Source organism: Variovorax paradoxus, from assembly GCF_030811855.1.
Classification (GTDB): Bacteria; Pseudomonadota; Gammaproteobacteria; order Burkholderiales; family Burkholderiaceae_C; genus Variovorax; species Variovorax paradoxus_L.
Genome location: NZ_JAUSRN010000004.1, coordinates 107,811 through 123,070 on the forward strand (window position 1 = coordinate 107,811; position 15,260 = coordinate 123,070).

General features: G+C 66.7%; 14 protein-coding genes. 6 read left to right on the forward strand and 8 right to left on the reverse strand.

What is annotated here, in order from left to right; genetic code table 11:
* Positions 1-2: 2 nt before the first annotated feature.
* Positions 3-806 (reverse strand): exodeoxyribonuclease III, encoded by an 804-nt coding sequence (locus tag J2X92_RS10320; protein ID WP_307575447.1) that lies wholly within the window; start codon positions 804-806, stop codon positions 3-5.
* Between the two features lie 12 nt (positions 807-818).
* On the opposite strand from J2X92_RS10320, the gene pyrE reads away from it, so the two are divergent.
* Together pyrE and J2X92_RS10330 are read left to right on the forward strand one after the other, a co-directional pair.
* Positions 819-1,505 (forward strand): orotate phosphoribosyltransferase, encoded by a 687-nt coding sequence (gene pyrE / locus J2X92_RS10325; RefSeq protein ID WP_307575449.1) that lies wholly within the window; start codon positions 819-821, stop codon positions 1,503-1,505.
* A 9-nt stretch (positions 1,506-1,514) separates the two neighbouring features.
* On the forward strand, positions 1,515-2,207 hold the full coding sequence (locus J2X92_RS10330) for a DUF4124 domain-containing protein (RefSeq protein WP_307575451.1): 693 nt from the start codon (positions 1,515-1,517) through the stop codon (positions 2,205-2,207).
* A gap of 23 nt (positions 2,208-2,230) precedes the next feature.
* Here the strand turns inward: J2X92_RS10330 and gatB are convergent, their stop codons facing one another.
* The 3 genes from gatB to gatC all read right to left on the reverse strand — a co-directional run bounded on the left by gatB (position 2,231) and on the right by gatC (position 5,628).
* On the reverse strand, positions 2,231-3,721 hold the full coding sequence (gene gatB, locus J2X92_RS10335) for an Asp-tRNA(Asn)/Glu-tRNA(Gln) amidotransferase subunit GatB (RefSeq protein ID WP_307575452.1): 1,491 nt from the start codon (positions 3,719-3,721) through the stop codon (positions 2,231-2,233).
* A 1-nt stretch (position 3,722) separates the two neighbouring features.
* Positions 3,723-5,246 (reverse strand): Asp-tRNA(Asn)/Glu-tRNA(Gln) amidotransferase subunit GatA, encoded by a 1,524-nt coding sequence (gene gatA, locus J2X92_RS10340; protein WP_307575454.1) that lies wholly within the window; start codon positions 5,244-5,246, stop codon positions 3,723-3,725.
* Positions 5,247-5,328: 82 nt separating this feature from the next.
* Positions 5,329-5,628: an Asp-tRNA(Asn)/Glu-tRNA(Gln) amidotransferase subunit GatC gene (gene gatC, locus J2X92_RS10345; RefSeq protein ID WP_307575456.1), complete on the reverse strand. Its 300-nt coding sequence runs from the start codon at positions 5,626-5,628 to the stop codon at positions 5,329-5,331.
* Positions 5,629-5,842: 214 nt separating this feature from the next.
* Here gatC and J2X92_RS10350 point away from each other — a divergent pair, with 214 nt between their 5' ends.
* From J2X92_RS10350 to mrdA, 4 genes are all read left to right on the forward strand, one after another.
* Positions 5,843-6,886, forward strand: a complete 1,044-nt coding sequence (locus J2X92_RS10350; protein WP_007833435.1) for a rod shape-determining protein — start codon at positions 5,843-5,845, stop codon at positions 6,884-6,886.
* Between the two features lie 83 nt (positions 6,887-6,969).
* A complete protein-coding gene (gene mreC / locus J2X92_RS10355) occupies positions 6,970-7,962 on the forward strand; it encodes a rod shape-determining protein MreC (protein ID WP_307575462.1) in 993 nt (330 codons plus the stop codon).
* On the forward strand, positions 7,959-8,480 hold the full coding sequence (mreD, locus tag J2X92_RS10360) for a rod shape-determining protein MreD (protein ID WP_307575464.1): 522 nt from the start codon (positions 7,959-7,961) through the stop codon (positions 8,478-8,480). The genes mreC and mreD overlap by 4 nt, the downstream gene beginning before the upstream one ends.
* 64 nt (positions 8,481-8,544) lie before the next feature.
* Positions 8,545-10,512, forward strand: coding sequence for a penicillin-binding protein 2 (gene mrdA, locus J2X92_RS10365; protein ID WP_307575466.1), 1,968 nt, complete (start codon positions 8,545-8,547; stop codon positions 10,510-10,512).
* A gap of 142 nt (positions 10,513-10,654) precedes the next feature.
* Here the strand turns inward: mrdA and fahA are convergent, their stop codons facing one another.
* Genes fahA through J2X92_RS10385 form a run of 4 tightly spaced genes read right to left on the reverse strand, consistent with a single transcriptional unit; the run spans position 10,655 to position 15,153 of the window.
* Positions 10,655-11,926 (reverse strand): fumarylacetoacetase, encoded by a 1,272-nt coding sequence (fahA, locus tag J2X92_RS10370; RefSeq protein ID WP_307575467.1) that lies wholly within the window; start codon positions 11,924-11,926, stop codon positions 10,655-10,657.
* Positions 11,927-11,955: 29 nt separating this feature from the next.
* Complete coding sequence (gene hmgA, locus J2X92_RS10375; protein WP_307575468.1) at positions 11,956-13,281, reverse strand: homogentisate 1,2-dioxygenase; 1,326 nt, start codon at positions 13,279-13,281, stop codon at positions 11,956-11,958.
* 31 nt (positions 13,282-13,312) lie between these two features.
* Positions 13,313-13,507 (reverse strand): DUF2783 domain-containing protein, encoded by a 195-nt coding sequence (locus J2X92_RS10380; RefSeq protein ID WP_307575470.1) that lies wholly within the window; start codon positions 13,505-13,507, stop codon positions 13,313-13,315.
* Between the two features lie 8 nt (positions 13,508-13,515).
* Positions 13,516-15,153 carry an FAD-dependent oxidoreductase gene (locus J2X92_RS10385; RefSeq protein WP_307575471.1) on the reverse strand — a complete coding sequence of 546 codons (1,638 nt, stop codon included), beginning with the start codon at positions 15,151-15,153 and terminating at the stop codon, positions 13,516-13,518.
* Positions 15,154-15,260: the final 107 nt, after the last annotated feature.

The following is a 15,260-nucleotide window of genomic DNA, read 5'->3' on the forward strand; positions in this document are numbered from 1 at the left end:
GGTCAGAGCGTGAAGTCGTACTCGACCGTGATCGGCGCGTGATCGCTGAACTTGATGGTCTTGTAGATCTGCTCGGTGCGCGCCAGCGCGCCCGTGGTGGGCGTGGCCAGGTGGTAGTCGAGCCGCCATCCCACGTTGTTGGCATAGGCTTGGCCGCGGTTGCTCCACCACGTGTAGGCCTCGCCCGTGGTGTCGGGCTTGAGCATGCGGTAGACGTCCACCAGGCCCGCACCATCGGTGCCGGCGTCGAGCAGCCGGGTCATCCAGGCGCGCTCTTCGGGCAGGAAGCCGCTGTTCTTCTGGTTGCCGCGCCAGTTCTTGAGGTCGATCTCCTTGTGCGCGATGTTGATGTCGCCGCACAGGATGAATTCGCGCTCTTTCTTGAGTGCGATAAGGTGCGGAAAGAAGCCTTTGAGGAACCTGAACTTGGCCTCCTGCCGCTCCTCGCCCGAACTGCCGCTCGGAAAATAGCAGCTGATGATCGACAGCTTGCGTTCCGGCGTGTCGAAGCGCAGCTCGAGATACCGGCCTTCAGCGTCGAATTCGGCGTCGCCCCAGCCCACGACGACGTCGCTGGGTGCGTGTTTCGTGTAGATCGCGGTGCCGGCGTAGCCTTTTTTCTCGGCGAAATGAAAGTGGCCCTTGAGGCCTGCCATTTCTTCGAATCGGCCCTCGATGTCGCTCGCCTGGACCCGGATTTCCTGCATGCAAATACAATCCGGCGCAAGTTCGGCCACCCAGTCCGCCACCCCTTTCGTGGCGGCCGAACGCAGGCCATTGAGATTGAGGCTGGTCAGTTTGAACACAAGGAAATTCCGATGGCTGTAGATGGTGTGGAAAGCAGTGCGGTGGCGCAGGACTTCGTCCAGTTCGCGCTCGACGCGGGCGTGCTGCGCTTTGGCGAGTTCAAGACCAAGGCCGGCCGGTTGAGCCCCTATTTCTTCAATTCGGGCCTTTTCGACGACGGCGCCAAGATCGCGCGGCTCGCCGAATTCTATGCAGACCGGCTGATCGAGAGCGGCGTCGAGTTCGACATGATCTTCGGCCCCGCCTACAAGGGCATTCCACTGGGCGCCACGGTGGCCGCCGAACTGGCCCGGCGCGGCCGCAACTACCCCTTTGCCTACAACCGCAAGGAAGCCAAGGCGCACGGTGAGGGCGGCAACCTGGTGGGCGCGCCGCTCAAGGGCCGGGTGCTGATCGTCGACGACGTGATGTCGGCGGGCACCGCGGTGCGCGAATCGATCGCCGCCATCGAGGCCGCGGGCGCCACGCCGCATGCGGTGGCCATTGCGCTCGACCGGCAGGAGAAAGCCACCGAGAACGGTGTCGACGTGGACCACAGCGCGGTGCAGTACGTGCGCAATCAGCTGGGCCTGGCGGTGGTGCCCATTGCGACGCTCGACGACCTCTTGAACTACCTGTCAGGCAGCCATGCCGCCGCTGATCTGGGCGCGCACCGCGAGCGCGTGCTGGCCTACCGCGCGCGCTACGGCGCCCGCTGAGGTAAGTCGATGCCTGTTCACAAGCTCGAGAACCAGACGGTACGGCCATTCGCAGCAGCAGCGCTGCTGCCGATGACGATGTTGGTGATGCTGCTGCTGCCCGCCGAAGTGCCGGCGCAGCCCGCCGTACAAGCACCCGCCAGCATCTACACCTGCACCGACGCGCGCGGCCGCACGCTGACGGCCGACCGCCCGATTGCCGAATGCACCGACCGCGAGCAGCGCGAACTGAGTCCGAGCGGCACCACGCGTCGCCGCATCGAGCCGACGTATACGGCCCGCGAATTGGCCGAGCGCGAAGACCGCGCCCGCGAGGCGTCGCTGCAGGCCGCGCGGCTGCTCGACGAGCGCCGGCGCGAGCGCGCATTGCTGGTGCGCTATCCCAACATCACCGTGCACGACCGCGAGCGCGGCGAGGCGTTGGTGCAGATCGATGCGGTGATCCAGGCGGCCAGGAAGCGCCTCGAAGAGCTCGGCGAAGACCGCAAGCGGATCGACGAGGAACTCGAGTTTTACAAGCATGACGTCAGCAAGGCACCGGGCGCGGTGCGCCGCAAGCTCGATGACAACATGCAGAGCGTGGCGGTGCAGAACCGCTTCATCGGCGAGCAGGAAGACGAGAAGAAGCGCGTGAACGCGCGCTTCGACGAGGAGCGCACGCGCCTCAAGCAGATCTGGTCGCCCCAGAACGGCGGCAAGTAGCTCGCGGCCGGAGGGGCGGCCGATCAGGCCAGCTTGGCCTTGAGCAGTTCTGTGACTTGCGCGGGGTTCGCCTTGCCGCCGCTGGCCTTCATGACCTGGCCCACAAGGCCGTTGAGGGCCTTTTCCTTGCCGGCGCGGTACTCGTCGACATTCTTCTGGTTCTTGGCAATGACCTCGTCCAGGATCTTGTCGAGCGCGCCGGTGTCGCTCATGGGTTTGAGGTCCTTGGCTTCGATGATGGCGTCGACGTCGCTGCCTTCGCCGGTCCAGAGAGCGTCGAACACCTGGCGCGCGGCGTTGTTGGGCAGGGTGCCGTCGGCAATGCGCTTCACCAGTTGGGCCAGCTGCTGCGCCGCGACCGGTGCGGCCTCGATGCCGATTTCTTGTGCGTTCAGGCGGCGCGCCATCTCGCCGGTGATCCAGTTGCTGGCCAGCTTGGGCGTGGCGCCGGCTTTCACCGCATCGTCGAAGTAGCGCGCGAGCGCCGGGCCTTGGGTGAGCTGTGCCGCGTCGTATTCCGACATACCGTGGTCGCGAACATAGCGCTCGGCCATGGCGCGCGGCAGCTCGGGCATGGTGGCGCGCACGCGCTCGATCCATTCGGGCTCGATGGCGAGCGGCGGTAGGTCCGGGTCGGGAAAGTAGCGGTAGTCGGCCGCGTCTTCCTTGGTGCGCATGGTGCGCGTCTCGCCGGTATCGGGGTCGAACAGCACGGTGGCCTGCTCGATCTTGCGGCCGTCTTCCAGCTCGTTGATCTGCGAGTTGATCTCGTAGTCGATCGCCTGCTGCATGAACTTGAAGCTGTTCAGGTTCTTGATCTCGCGCCGCGTGCCGAGCTTTTCGCCGGGCCTGCGCACCGACACGTTGGCGTCGCAGCGGAAACTGCCTTCCTGCATGTTGCCGTCGCAGATGCCGATCCAGGTGACGATCTTGTGCAGCTCGCGTGCATAGGCCACGGCCTCGGCGGTGGAGCGCATGTCGGGCTCGGTCACGATTTCCAGGAGCGGCGTGCCGGCGCGGTTCAGGTCGATGCCGCTCTGACCGACGAAATCTTCGTGCAGCGACTTGCCCGCGTCTTCCTCGAGGTGGGCGCGCACCAGGCGCACGGTCTTCTTTTCTTCACCCAGGAAGAACGAGACAGAGCCGCCCTGCACGACCGGGATCTCGTACTGGCTGATCTGGTAACCCTTGGGCAGATCGGGGTAGAAATAGTTCTTGCGCGCGAACACGCTGCGCGGCGCAATGTGCGAGCCGAGCGCCAGGCCCAGCTTGATGGCGCGCTCGACCGCGCCCTTGTTCATCACCGGCAAGGTACCGGGCAGCGCGAGGTCCACCGCGCTGGCTTGGGTGTTGGGCTCTGCGCCAAAGGCGGTGGAGGCGCGGCTGAAGATCTTGCTCGCGGTCGACAGCTGCGCGTGCGTCTCGAAGCCGATGATGACTTCATAGCCGCGCACCAGCGGGCCGGTCGGGCGGCCTTGTTGTTGTGCTTCGAAAGTGTTCACGGGTTCGCTCATCTCAGAATCCCTCCGGCGTGCGCGTGTGCCAGTCGGTGGCCTGCTGGAAGCGGTGGGCCGCGTTCAGCAGCTTCGCTTCGCCGAAGTAGTTGCCGATCAGCTGCAGGCCGACGGGCATCGGCTTGCCGATGCCCTGCTTCGAGCCTTGCATGCCGCTGTCATCGAAGCCCGCGGGCACGCTCATGCCGGGCAGGCCGGCCAGCGAGGCGGGCAGCGTGAAGATGTCCGCAAGGTAGTCGGCCACCGGGTCGCCGCCGTGTTCGCCAATCTTCCATGCGGTGGTCGGCGCGGCGGGGCCGGCGATCAGGTCGCACTGCTTGAAGGCCTGCTGGAAGTCGTCCGCGATCATGCGGCGGACCTTCTGCGCCTGCAGGTAGTACGCGTCGTAGTAGCCGTGCGACAGCACGTAAGTGCCGATCATGATGCGGCGCTTCACCTCGTCGCCGAAGCCTTCGGCGCGAGTGCGCTCGTACATGTCGGCCAGGTCCTTGTACTGCTTCGCGCGGTGGCCGAACTTGACGCCGTCGAAGCGGCTCAGGTTGCTCGAGGCTTCGGCCGCGGCCAGGATGTAGTACACCGGAATCGACAGTTCGGTGAGCGGCAGAGTCACTTCGACGCGCTTTGCGCCGAGCTTCTCGTATTGCGCGAGCGCCGCATCGATGGCAGCGCGCACGCCGGGCGCCACGCCTTCGCCGAAGAATTCTTTCGGCACGCCGATGCGCAGGCCCTCGAGCGAGTCGCCGAGCGAGCGGCCGAAGTTCTCGGCGGGCTTGTCGAGCGAGGTCGAGTCGCGGTCTAGGTCGGGGCCGCAGAAGGCCGACAGCAGAAGCGCGCAGTCTTCGGCCGAGCGGGCCATCGGGCCGGCTTGGTCGAGGCTCGATGCGAAAGCCACCATGCCGTAGCGTGAGGCGCGTCCGTAGGTCGGCTTGATGCCCGTGACGCCGCAGAACGAAGCCGGCTGGCGAATCGAGCCGCCGGTGTCGGTGCCGGTGGCCGCGGGGGCCAGGCGTGCGGCGACGGCGGCCGCGCTGGCGCCGGAGGAGCCGCCCGGAATGCGTTCGCGGTTCCAGGGGTTCTGCACTGGCATGGCCTTGTCGTGGCCCACGGCGGGCACGGCGACGTTCTCGTTGGCCGAGCCCATCGCGAATTCGTCGCAGCTCAGCTTGCCGAGCGTGACCGCGCCGGCTTCGGCCAGCCGGCGCACCACGGTCGCGTCGAAGGGCGAGCGGTAGCCCGCGAGCATCTTCGAGCCGGCGGTGGTGGCGAAATCGGTGGTGACGAAGATGTCCTTGTGCGCGATTGGCACGCCGGCCAGCGCCGGGGCATTGCCGGCGGCGAGGAGGGCGTCGGCCGCGCGGGCCTGGGCCAGCGTGACTTCCTCGTTGACGTCTACAAAAGTACCCAGTGCTTCGTGCGCCTTCATGCGGCGAAGGAAAATCTGCGCGGTTTCGACGGCGGAAACCTTGCGCTCGGCCAATGCCTTGGCGAGGGCGACCACGCCCATCTGATGAAGTTCGCCGCTCATTGCGGTGCCCCCACGCTTGCCACGTTGTGTGCTGCGCTGCCCCCCGAGGGGGCCTTCGCGCCTTGGAGCGGTCGGGCGGCGCTCATTCGATCACCTTCGGCACGAGGAACAGGCCGGCTTCGACGGCCGGCGCGCTCTTCTGGTTGGCTTCACGGTTGTCGGGCTCGCTCACCACGTCGTCGCGAAGGCGCAGCGTGACGTTCTCGACGGCGGCCACCGGGTGGGCCAGCGGCTCGACGCCAGTGGTGTCGACCGAACGCATGCGCTCGACCAGGTCAAAGAAGCCGTTGATCTGGCTGAGCATGCGCTCGCTTTCATCGGGGGCAAGCTGCAGCCGTGCCAGCGAGGCAATGCGTGCAATATCTGAAGCGGAAAGGGACATGGGTGAAACCGGCCAAAAAAACCGGAGGTAATGCACGCCGGAAGGGGTGCCGACACGGGATTCCAGAGGGGATTCGGGTATTATCCCGCCTTTGCCGCAACCCCCGCGAACGCGCCGGCTTTTGCGCCAAAAACAATCAATTCACCCCGTCACACGACCAAAAACAGAGCGACGATCTGCCGACGCGCAGGCCGTGCTCCAGAGGATTCCGCACATGTTTGGAGCTTTCCGTCGGTATTTTTCGACCGACCTTGCGATCGACCTCGGCACCGCCAACACACTGATATTCGCCCGCAATAAGGGCATCGTGCTGGACGAGCCCTCGGTGGTCGCCATTCGCCACGAAGGCGGTCCCCACGGCAAAAAGGTGATCCAGGCTGTCGGCCGCGAAGCCAAGGCCATGCTGGGCAAGGTGCCCGGCAACATTGAGGCCATCCGCCCGATGAAGGACGGCGTGATTGCCGACTTCGTGATCACCGAGCAGATGATCAAGCAGTTCATCAAAATGGTGCACCCGCGCACGCTGCTCACGCCGAGCCCGCGAATCATCATCTGCGTGCCCTGCGGTTCCACCCAGGTCGAGCGCCGTGCCATCAAGGACGCGGCCGAAGCGGCCGGTGCCACTTCCGTCTACCTCATCGAGGAACCCATGGCCGCGGCCATCGGCGCGGGCCTGCCCGTGAGCGAAGCCTCGGGTTCGATGGTGGTCGACATCGGCGGCGGCACCACCGAGGTGGGCGTCATCAGCCTGGGCGGCATGGTCTACAAGGGCTCCGTGCGCGTGGGCGGCGACCGCTTCGACGAAGCCATCATCAACTACATCCGCCGCAACTACGGCATGCTGATCGGCGAGCCGACGGCCGAGGTCATCAAGAAGAACATCGGCTCGGCCTTCCCGGGCTCCGAGGTCAAGGAGATGGAAGTCAAGGGCCGCAACCTGTCCGAAGGCGTGCCGCGCAGCTTCACCATCAGCAGCAACGAAGTGCTGGAAGCCCTGACCGATCCGCTCAACAACATCGTCTCGGCCGTGAAGAACGCGCTGGAACAGACCCCGCCCGAACTCGGCGCCGACATCGCGGAGCGCGGCATGATGCTGACCGGCGGCGGCGCACTGCTGCGTGACCTGGACCGCCTGCTGGCCGAGGAAACCGGCCTGCCGGTGCTTGTGGCCGAAGATCCGCTGACCTGCGTGGTGCGCGGTTGCGGCATTGCCCTCGAGCGCATGGACCGCTTGGGAAGCATCTTCACGAGCGAGTGAATGCGCCACCGCCATCATCGGCCGGCTCTGCTTGCGCAGGCCGGCCTTTTTGCCATCTGACGTTGCACCGCCAGGCCTGAACCATGCCCTTGGGCACGCTCGATCGCACAGCCCCGCCCCTGTTCAACCAGGGGCAGTCGGCGCTGAGCAAGCTGATCTTCTTCGGCGCGCTGGCGCTGTTCCTGATGGTGGCCGATGCGCGCTTCCATCTGGTGCAGCCCATTCGCGCGGCCGTGGGTGCAGTGCTCTATCCGGTGCAATGGGTGGCGATGAAGCCGGTGCAGCTGGTGCTCGGCGGAGGCCGCTATCTCGAAGACCTCCAGACGGCGCAGCGCAATGAGGACGAGGCCCGCAAGGCGCTCATGCAGCAGGCCGAACGCGCGAGCCAGGCCGACACGCTGGCGCAGGACAACGCGCGGCTGCGCGCGCTGCTCGAACTGCGCCAGACCACACAGGCGCCCGGCCGCGCGGCCGAGGTGCTCTATGACGCGGCCGACCCGTACACGCGCAAGATCGTCATTGACCAGGGGCTCACGCAAGGCGTGGCGCCCGGCTCGCCCGTGATCGACGCGCACGGCGTGCTCGGCCAAGTGACGCAGGTGCTGCCTTTCACGAGCGAAGTCACGCTGGTCATCGACCGCGATCTTTCCATTCCGGTGCAGAACACCCGCACCGGTGTGCGCAGTGTGGCCTTCGGCGACGCGTCGGCGCACGGCGGCGGGCTCGAGCTGCGCTTCATGGCCGCCAATGCCGACCTGCAGGAGGGTGACCTGCTTTCCACCAGCGGTGTCGACGGCGTCTATCCGCCGGGCCTGCCGGTGGCGAAGATCGAGCGCATCGAACGGCGTGCCGACTCCGCCTTTGCGCGCATCTACTGCGTGCCGCTGGCCCGCGTGACGGCCGCGCGCTACGTGCTGGTGCTGGCGCCCACGGGCACACCCTCCGCACCGCCGCCCGCCGCGCCCGCCGCCGCGGTGCGCAAGAAGTCGGAGGCCAAACCCGCCAAGGCGGACAAGGGCGACAAGACCGACAAGACCGACAAGACCGACAAGAAAGCCGCGGAGCGCGCCCGATGATCAAGCGTCCCGGACAACAGCAGCTCCTGCTGCCAGTGAGCCCGCTCTTCATGTGGTCGAGCCTGGTGGTGGCGCTGCTCATCAACATGATCCCGATCGGCCGCGCCGCGTGGATGCCCGACATGCTGGCGCTGGCCATCGTGTTCTGGGGCGTGCACCAGCCGGCGCGCGTGGGCATTGGCGTCGCCTTCGTCTTCGGCCTGTGTATGGACGTGCACCAGTCGTCCATGCTGGGCCAGCATGCGCTGTCCTACACCACGCTGGGGTTCTTCGCGATCACCATCCATCGGCGCCTGCTCTGGTATCCGGTGTTGTCGCAGGCGCTGCAGGTGCTGCCGCTCTTTGCGGTGTCGCAGCTGGTCGAAGTGGTCACGCGGCTGGTCGGCGGCGGCGTGTTTCCGGGTTGGACGGTGCTCATCTCGCCGGCCATCGAGGCCGCGTTGTGGCCCTTGGCGACAGCTCTGCTGCTCGCGCCGCAGCGCCGCACGCCGGAACCCGACGAGAACCGTCCTCTCTAAGCCAAAGTCCACATTTGCGATTGCATTTGCCACCGCACTTGCACGCGCCTAAGCTCACGCCGCCATGACCGAGATCCGCAACGTCGCCGCCGACCTCGCGCGCTTCAAGCGCCGCGTGATCGTGATCGGCATGGTGGTGCTTTTCGCGTTCAGCTTGCTGGGCGCGCGGCTGGTGTACCTGCAGGTGGTGCGGCATGAAGACCTCGCCGAGCAGGCCGAGAGCAACCGCACGGCCATCGTGCCGGTGGTGCCCAACCGCGGCCTCATCCTCGACCGCAACGGCATCGTGCTGGCCTCGAACTATTCGGCCTACACGCTGGAGATCACGCCCTCCAAGGTAGGCGACGTCGACGAGACCATCGAAAGCCTGACGCAGGTGCTCGAGGTTTCGCCGCGCGACCGCCGCCGCTTCAAGCGCCTGCGGGAAGACTCGCGCAGTTTCGACTCCATTCCGATCCGCACCCGCCTGAGCGACGAGGAAGTGGCGCGCTTCGCGGCGCAGCGCTACCGCTTCCCGGGCGTGGAGATCAAGGCGCGGCTGTTCCGCAACTACCCGCATGCTGAGATCGCCTCGCACGTGCTCGGCTACATCGGCCGCATCAACCAGCGCGAGAAGACCGCGATGGAAGACTGGGCCGAGGAAGATCAGGCCAACTACAAGGGCACCGACTACATCGGCAAGCTGGGCATCGAGCAAAGCTACGAGAAGACGCTGCACGGCCAGACCGGCGTGGAGCAGATGGAAACCTCGGCCGGCGGCCGCGCGGTGCGACGGCTCGCAAGCCATCCGGCCACGCCCGGCAACACGGTGATGCTGTCGCTCGACATCAAGCTGCAGAAGCTGGTGGAAGACATGTTCGGCGACCGGCGCGGCGCGCTGGTGGCCATCGATCCCAAGACCGGCGAGGTGCTGGCCTTCGTGAGCAAGCCGACTTTCGACCCCAACCTGTTCGTCGAAGGCATCGACACCGAAAGCTGGAAGGAGCTCAGCGAATCACTCGACAAGCCGCTGCTCAACCGCGCCCTTCGCGGCACCTACCCGCCCGGCTCGACCTACAAGCCCTTCATGGCGCTGGCCGCGCTGCAGACCGGCAAGCGCGGCCCGAACGTGGTGGTGAACGACCCCGGGTACTTCAACTTCGGCGGCCACCGCTTCGGCAGCCCCGAAGGCAACATCGGTGGTGTCGACATGCGCCGCTCGATCCAGCTGTCGAGCAACATCTACTACTACTCGCTGGCCAACGAGATGGGCGTGGACCTGATCCACGACTTCATGAAGCCGATGGGCTTCGGCCAGATCACCGGCATCGACCTGGGCGGCGAGGTGCGCGGCGTGCTGCCGAGCACCGAGTGGAAGCGCAACGCCTACAAGCGGCCCGAGCAGAAGAAGTGGTATGCGGGTGAAACCATTTCGCTGGGCATCGGCCAGGGCTACAACGCCTTCACCATGCTGCAGCTGGCGCAGGCGACGGCCATCGTGGCCGACGGCGGCATGAAGCACAAGCCGCATCTGGTGCTGGCCACGCGCAACACAGTGAGCGGGCAGGTGGCGCAGGTGCCCCAGCCTCCGGCCGAGAACCTCGGCTACACCGCAGCCAACGTTGCGGTGATTCGGGAAGGCCTCACCAGCGTGGTCACGAGTGGTACCGCGCGCAGCGTGTTCGCCGGTGCCAGTTACCAGGCGGCCGGCAAGACCGGCACCGCGCAGGCCGTGACGCAGGCACAGAACACAAAGTACAACGCGCGCGCGCTCGAAGAGCACCAACGCGACCACGCGTTGTTCATGGCCTTCGCGCCGGTCAACGATCCGAAGATCGCGCTGGCCGTGATCGTCGAGAACGCCGGCTGGGGCGCCGGCGCCGCGGCACCTATTGCGCGCCGCGTTTTCGACTACTGGCTGCTGGACCAGTACCCGAGCGAGGCCGACATGGCCGCCATCAAGGTCGGCAAGGCAGCCGCCCCCATGGGCAAGCCGCGCGTAGCCAGCGAAGTGGCGTGGCCTGCGGCGGCTACTGCTGCAACCGCACCCTGAATGCTTGCTCCCTCTCCTCTGGGAGAGGGTGGGGGTGAGGGCACTGTGCCGCCGATAAAGTGCGGCGCTCATACGACGGCCGCTACCCTCACCCTAGCCCTCTCCCGGAGGGAGAGGGAACAACGCGGGGAGGGGGTGAACCTCAGGCCACCACCGTGCCGCTGACTTCACCCAACCCGATCCGCACCGCCCCCGCGCGCTCGCAATAACCGCGCATGACCAGCGTGTCGCCATCTTCGAGAAAGGTGCGCTTCTCGCCGTTGGGCAAGGTGATCGCCTGCTTGCCGCCCAATGTGAGCTCGATCAGCGAACCCGCCTCGTCGGGCTTGGAGCCCGAGAGCGTGCCCGAGCCCAGCATGTCGCCGGGCTGCAGGTTGCAGCCGTTCACGGTGTGGTGCGTGACGAGCTGCGCGGCGGTCCAGTAGGCGGCCTCGGTAGTGTTGCCGCGCGTGAGCCGTGCGGGCGCTTCACCGGCGGCGCGCATCTTTGCGGTCTGCAGCAACACCTCGAGCGTGATGTCGAGCGCGCCGCTTTCGCGATTGGAGGGCGCATCGAGGTACGGCAGCGGCTGCGGGTCTCCCGCCGGGCGCTCGAACTTGGCGCGGAACGGTGCCAGCGCTTCCATGGTCACGATCCACGGCGAGAGCGTGCTCGCGAAGTTCTTCGAGAGAAACGGCCCGAGCGGCTGGTATTCCCAGGCTTGCAGGTCACGCGCCGACCAGTCGTTAAGCAGGGTCACGCCGAACAGATGGTCTTCGGCCTCGCCGATCGCAATCGGCTCGCCGAGCGCGTTGCCGCGTCCGACAAAGAAGCCAAGCTCCAGTTCGTAGTCGAGCCGCTTCGACGGGCCGAAGCTGGGCTCGGCCGCATCCGGCGCCTTGGTCTGCCCCTGCGGACGCTTGAACACCTGCCCGCTCACGCAAATGGACGATGCGCGGCCGTGATAGCCGATGGGCACCCACTTGTAGTTGGGCATCAGCGGCTGGTCGGGTCGGAACAGCTTGCCGATGGTGGTCGCGTGATGGATACCGGTGTAGAAGTCGGTGTAGTCGCCGATGCGGCAAGGCACGGTCATCTCGGCCTTGACCTGCGGCAGCAGCGCCTTCGACCATGCGGCCTCTTTGCCGCTGCCTTCGGCAAGGCCGGCGGAGAGCGCGGCGCGCAGGGCCTGGCGGTCTTTCGCGCTCGCGCTCATCAGCGCGTTCATGTCGTCGGTGTCGACCAGGCCAGCGGCACGCAGGTCGAACACCTGGTCGCCGATGGCAACCCCGATGCGATAGCCTTCCTCGGTGCCCGCCGCGCGGAAGCGGCCAAAGGGCAGGTTCTGGATCGGAAAGTCGCAGCCGGGCTCGTTGGCCGAAGCAACCCAGCTGCGCAGCTTGGGGTCATGGGTGGCGTTCAATGCGGTGGTCATGAATGTCTTTCTGTGAGTGTCCAACGAGATCACGGCTTGAACTGGTCCTGGAGGCCAGCCCAGCAGTCCGCATAGTCGGTATCGAGCGCCGGGCTCTGGAGCGCAAAGTTCGTCGGAATGAAGCGGAAGCGGCTCTCGAACATGAAGGCCAGCGTGTTGTCCAGCTTGTGCGGCTTCAGGTCGGAGTGCGCGGCCTTGTCGAAGGCTTCCTCGTCGGGCCCGTGCGGCACCATGCAGTTGTGCAGGCTCGCGCCGCCGGGCTTGAAGCCGCCTGGCTTGGCGTCGTACTCGCCCAGCACCAGACCCATGAATTCGCTCATCAGGTTGCGGTGGAACCATGGCGGACGGAAGGTGTTCTCCATCACCATCCAGCGCGGCGGGAAGATCACGAAGTCGCAGTTCGCGGTGCCGGGCGTGTCGGTGGGCGAGGTCAGCACGGTGAAGATCGACGGATCGGGATGGTCGAAGCTGATCGAGCCGATGACCATGAAATTGGCCGTGTCGTACTTCACCGGCGCCAGGTTGCCGTGCCATGCGACCACGTTGAAGGGCGACTGCTTCGTCGGCGCCTTCCAGAAGCGGCCGCCGAACTTCTTGACGAGTTCATAGGCGCCGCCGTCTTCCTCGAAAGCCGCCACGGGCGCCTGGAAGTCGCGCGCGTTGGCCAGGCCGTTGGAGCCGATGGGCCCGAGCTCGGGCAGGCGGAAATGCGCGCCGTAGTTCTCGCAGACATAGCCGCGGGAGGGCCCCGCGCCAGCGTCCGAATCCGGCAGCGCCACCTTGAACACCATGCCGCGCGGCAGCAGCGCAATTTCGCCGGGCTTCACGTCGAGCACGCCGAGCTCGGTCGTGATCACGAGGCGGCCCTGCTGCGGCACGACGAGCATCTCGCCGTCGGCGTTGACAAAAGCGCGGCGCTCCATCGAGCGGCCCGCCAGGTACATGAGCGAGCCGATGCCCACCTGCGCTTCGGCGTCGCCGTTGGCCGCGATCGTGTGCATGCCGTCGATGAAGTCGGCCTCGGCCGCGCCGTCCAGCGGCAGCGGATGCCAGCGCAGCGGCTCGGGCGGCAGCGCGATCTCGCGGTCGGCGCCGGTGGTCCAGTGCGCCTGCGCGTACGGCTGGTAGCGGCCCGACACCACCGAGGGCTGACGCCGGTAGAGCCAGGTGCGGCGGTTCTCGCGGCGCGGCGCGGTAAAGGCAGTACCCGAAAGCAATTCGGTGTACAGGTCGAAGGGCGCGCGCTGCGGGTTGTTGCGGCCCTGCGGCAGGGCGCCCGCGACGGCCTCGCTGGCGTACTCGTTGCCGAAGCCGCTTTGATAGAGCCGTTCGGTGGCGGGAGTTGCGGTGGTCATGGTGTCCTCATGAGATGGCTGTTTGGACGGGTTACTTCGCCGCGTCGAGTGCTTCGCGCAGCACGGCGAGCGAGCCGATGTGGTTGGCCAGCACCAGCACGAGGCGCGCGTTGTAGGCATTGCTCTCTTCGGTGGAAAGACCCTGATGCGCCTCGATCAGCGCCTCGTAGAAATCATCCGGCGCTTCGAGGTTCGGCGCCGTGTTCAGGTGTTGTTGCTGTTGCATGGTGGTGCTCAAGTCTTTGCCAATGCGTGGTCGATGGCGGCGCGGATGTTCTCTGCCGTGGGATGCCGCCAGCGCGCGCACACATGCTGGTCGGGCCGCAGCAGGTAGACGGTGCCGGGCTGCGCGTCGTAGCGCCGCGTGGCCAGTTCGCCTTCGGGCGATGCGCCTTGCACGTGCACGACGTGCAGCGGAAAGTCGCAGGCCTTCAGCGCCTGCAGGCTGCGCTCGGCCGCCTCGCCGGTGCCGAACAGCAGCGCGGTGAATCGCACCGCGTGGCATTCGCGCAGCAGCCAGCCGGCGCTGCCGTCGGCGCGCATGAGCGGCGCATCGGCCGCCGCGGCGCCAGGCACCATCGCACCTGCGAACGCATCGCAGTCGGGCGTGTTGAGCGGAGAGTCGCGCAGCACCGCGGGCACCGAAAGCCGCCCGCTGTTGACCAGCGTGCGTGCGAAGGCATGGCGCTTGGTGAGCTCCAGCACTGCGTCGCGGAACAGGCGGCTCACTTCGCTCTTGGGCGTGATGAAGTCGGTGGCGCGCGTGGAGTTGCGGATGTTCTCGTCGGCCGCGTATTCGCGCTCGCTCGCATAGCTGTCGAGCAGCGCATCGGGCGCGTCGCCCTCGAGCACCGCGGCAAGTTTCCACGCGAGGTTGTCGGCGTCCTGCACGCCCGAGTTGGCACCGCGCGCGCCGAAGGGCGACACCCCGTGCGCCGAGTCGCCCGCGAACAGCACGCGGCCATGGCGGAAGTGCTCCATGCGCTGGCACGCAAAGGTGTACACGCTGGCCCAGCCGATCTGGAACTGCACGCCCTCGAAGCCGATGCTGTCGAGCAACGCGCGCACACGCGGCGTGATGTTCTCGGGCTTGCGTTCTTCCACCGGATCGGCGTCCCAGCCGAGCTGGAAGTCGACGCGCCACATGCCGTCGGCCTGCTTGTGCAGCAGCACGCTCTGGCCGGGGTGGAACGGGGGATCGAACCAGAAGCGGCGCTCTGTCGGAAGCTGAGCGTCCATCGTGATGTCCGCGATGAGGAAGCGGTCGCGGAACACGCGGCCCTTGGCTTCGAGGCCCATGAGTTGCCGCATGTTGGAGCGCGAGCCGTCGCAGGCGCCAACGTAATCGGCCGCTAGCTGGTAGCTGCCCTCGGGCGTCTCGACCGTGAGCATCGCGGCGTCTTCGGTTTGCGCGATGCCGGTGACCTTGTTGTTCCAGCGCAGGTCGATCAGCGGCAGTGCGGCCGCGCGCTCGACGAGATAGCCCTCGACGTAATACTGCTGCAGGTTGATGAACGCGGGGCGCTCGTGACCGGGCTCGGGCAGCAGGTCGAAGCGATAGACCTGCTCGTTGTGGAAGAACACCTTGCCGACGTGCCATGACACGCCCTTGTCGACCATGCGGTCGCCGCAGCCGAGGCGGTCGAACACCTCGAGCGTGCGCTTGGCAAAGCAGATCGCGCGCGAGCCGCTGGAGAGGGTGTTGTCGTTGTCGAGCAGCACCACGCGAATGCCGCGCAGCGCAAGATCGATGGCCAGCGCGAGGCCGACCGGACCGGCGCCGACGATCACCACAGGGTGACGGGCGGGCGCGGCCGCGTCCTGGTCTGCGTGGCGCTTGTAGTCGAAGCGCAGGCTTTGATAGTCGATCACGTGTTGTCTCCGTGTCTTTGTCTTGCCCTTCCCCCTTTGGGGGAAGGCTGGGATGGGGGCTCGGCGGCGCTCGAAGTTGGCGCTCTGCCTGCCCCCACCCCAGCCCT

Excerpts from the sequence above, each read along its gene's own strand:
- pyrE (WP_307575449.1), top strand. The coding sequence starts at position 819 with ATGGCTGTAGATGGTGTGGAAAGCAGTGCGGTGGCGCAGGACTTCGTC.
- J2X92_RS10330 (WP_307575451.1), top strand. The coding sequence starts at position 1,515 with ATGCCTGTTCACAAGCTCGAGAACCAGACGGTACGGCCATTCGCAGCA.
- gatB (WP_307575452.1), bottom strand. The coding sequence starts at position 3,721 with ATGAGCGAACCCGTGAACACTTTCGAAGCACAACAACAAGGCCGCCCG.
- gatA (WP_307575454.1), bottom strand. The coding sequence starts at position 5,246 with ATGAGCGGCGAACTTCATCAGATGGGCGTGGTCGCCCTCGCCAAGGCA.
- gatC (WP_307575456.1), bottom strand. The coding sequence starts at position 5,628 with ATGTCCCTTTCCGCTTCAGATATTGCACGCATTGCCTCGCTGGCACGG.
- J2X92_RS10350 (WP_007833435.1), top strand. The coding sequence starts at position 5,843 with ATGTTTGGAGCTTTCCGTCGGTATTTTTCGACCGACCTTGCGATCGAC.
- mreC (WP_307575462.1), top strand. The coding sequence starts at position 6,970 with ATGCCCTTGGGCACGCTCGATCGCACAGCCCCGCCCCTGTTCAACCAG.
- mreD (WP_307575464.1), top strand. The coding sequence starts at position 7,959 with ATGATCAAGCGTCCCGGACAACAGCAGCTCCTGCTGCCAGTGAGCCCG.
- mrdA (WP_307575466.1), top strand. The coding sequence starts at position 8,545 with ATGACCGAGATCCGCAACGTCGCCGCCGACCTCGCGCGCTTCAAGCGC.
- fahA (WP_307575467.1), bottom strand. The coding sequence starts at position 11,926 with ATGACCACCGCATTGAACGCCACCCATGACCCCAAGCTGCGCAGCTGG.
- hmgA (WP_307575468.1), bottom strand. The coding sequence starts at position 13,281 with ATGACCACCGCAACTCCCGCCACCGAACGGCTCTATCAAAGCGGCTTC.
- J2X92_RS10380 (WP_307575470.1), bottom strand. The coding sequence starts at position 13,507 with ATGCAACAGCAACAACACCTGAACACGGCGCCGAACCTCGAAGCGCCG.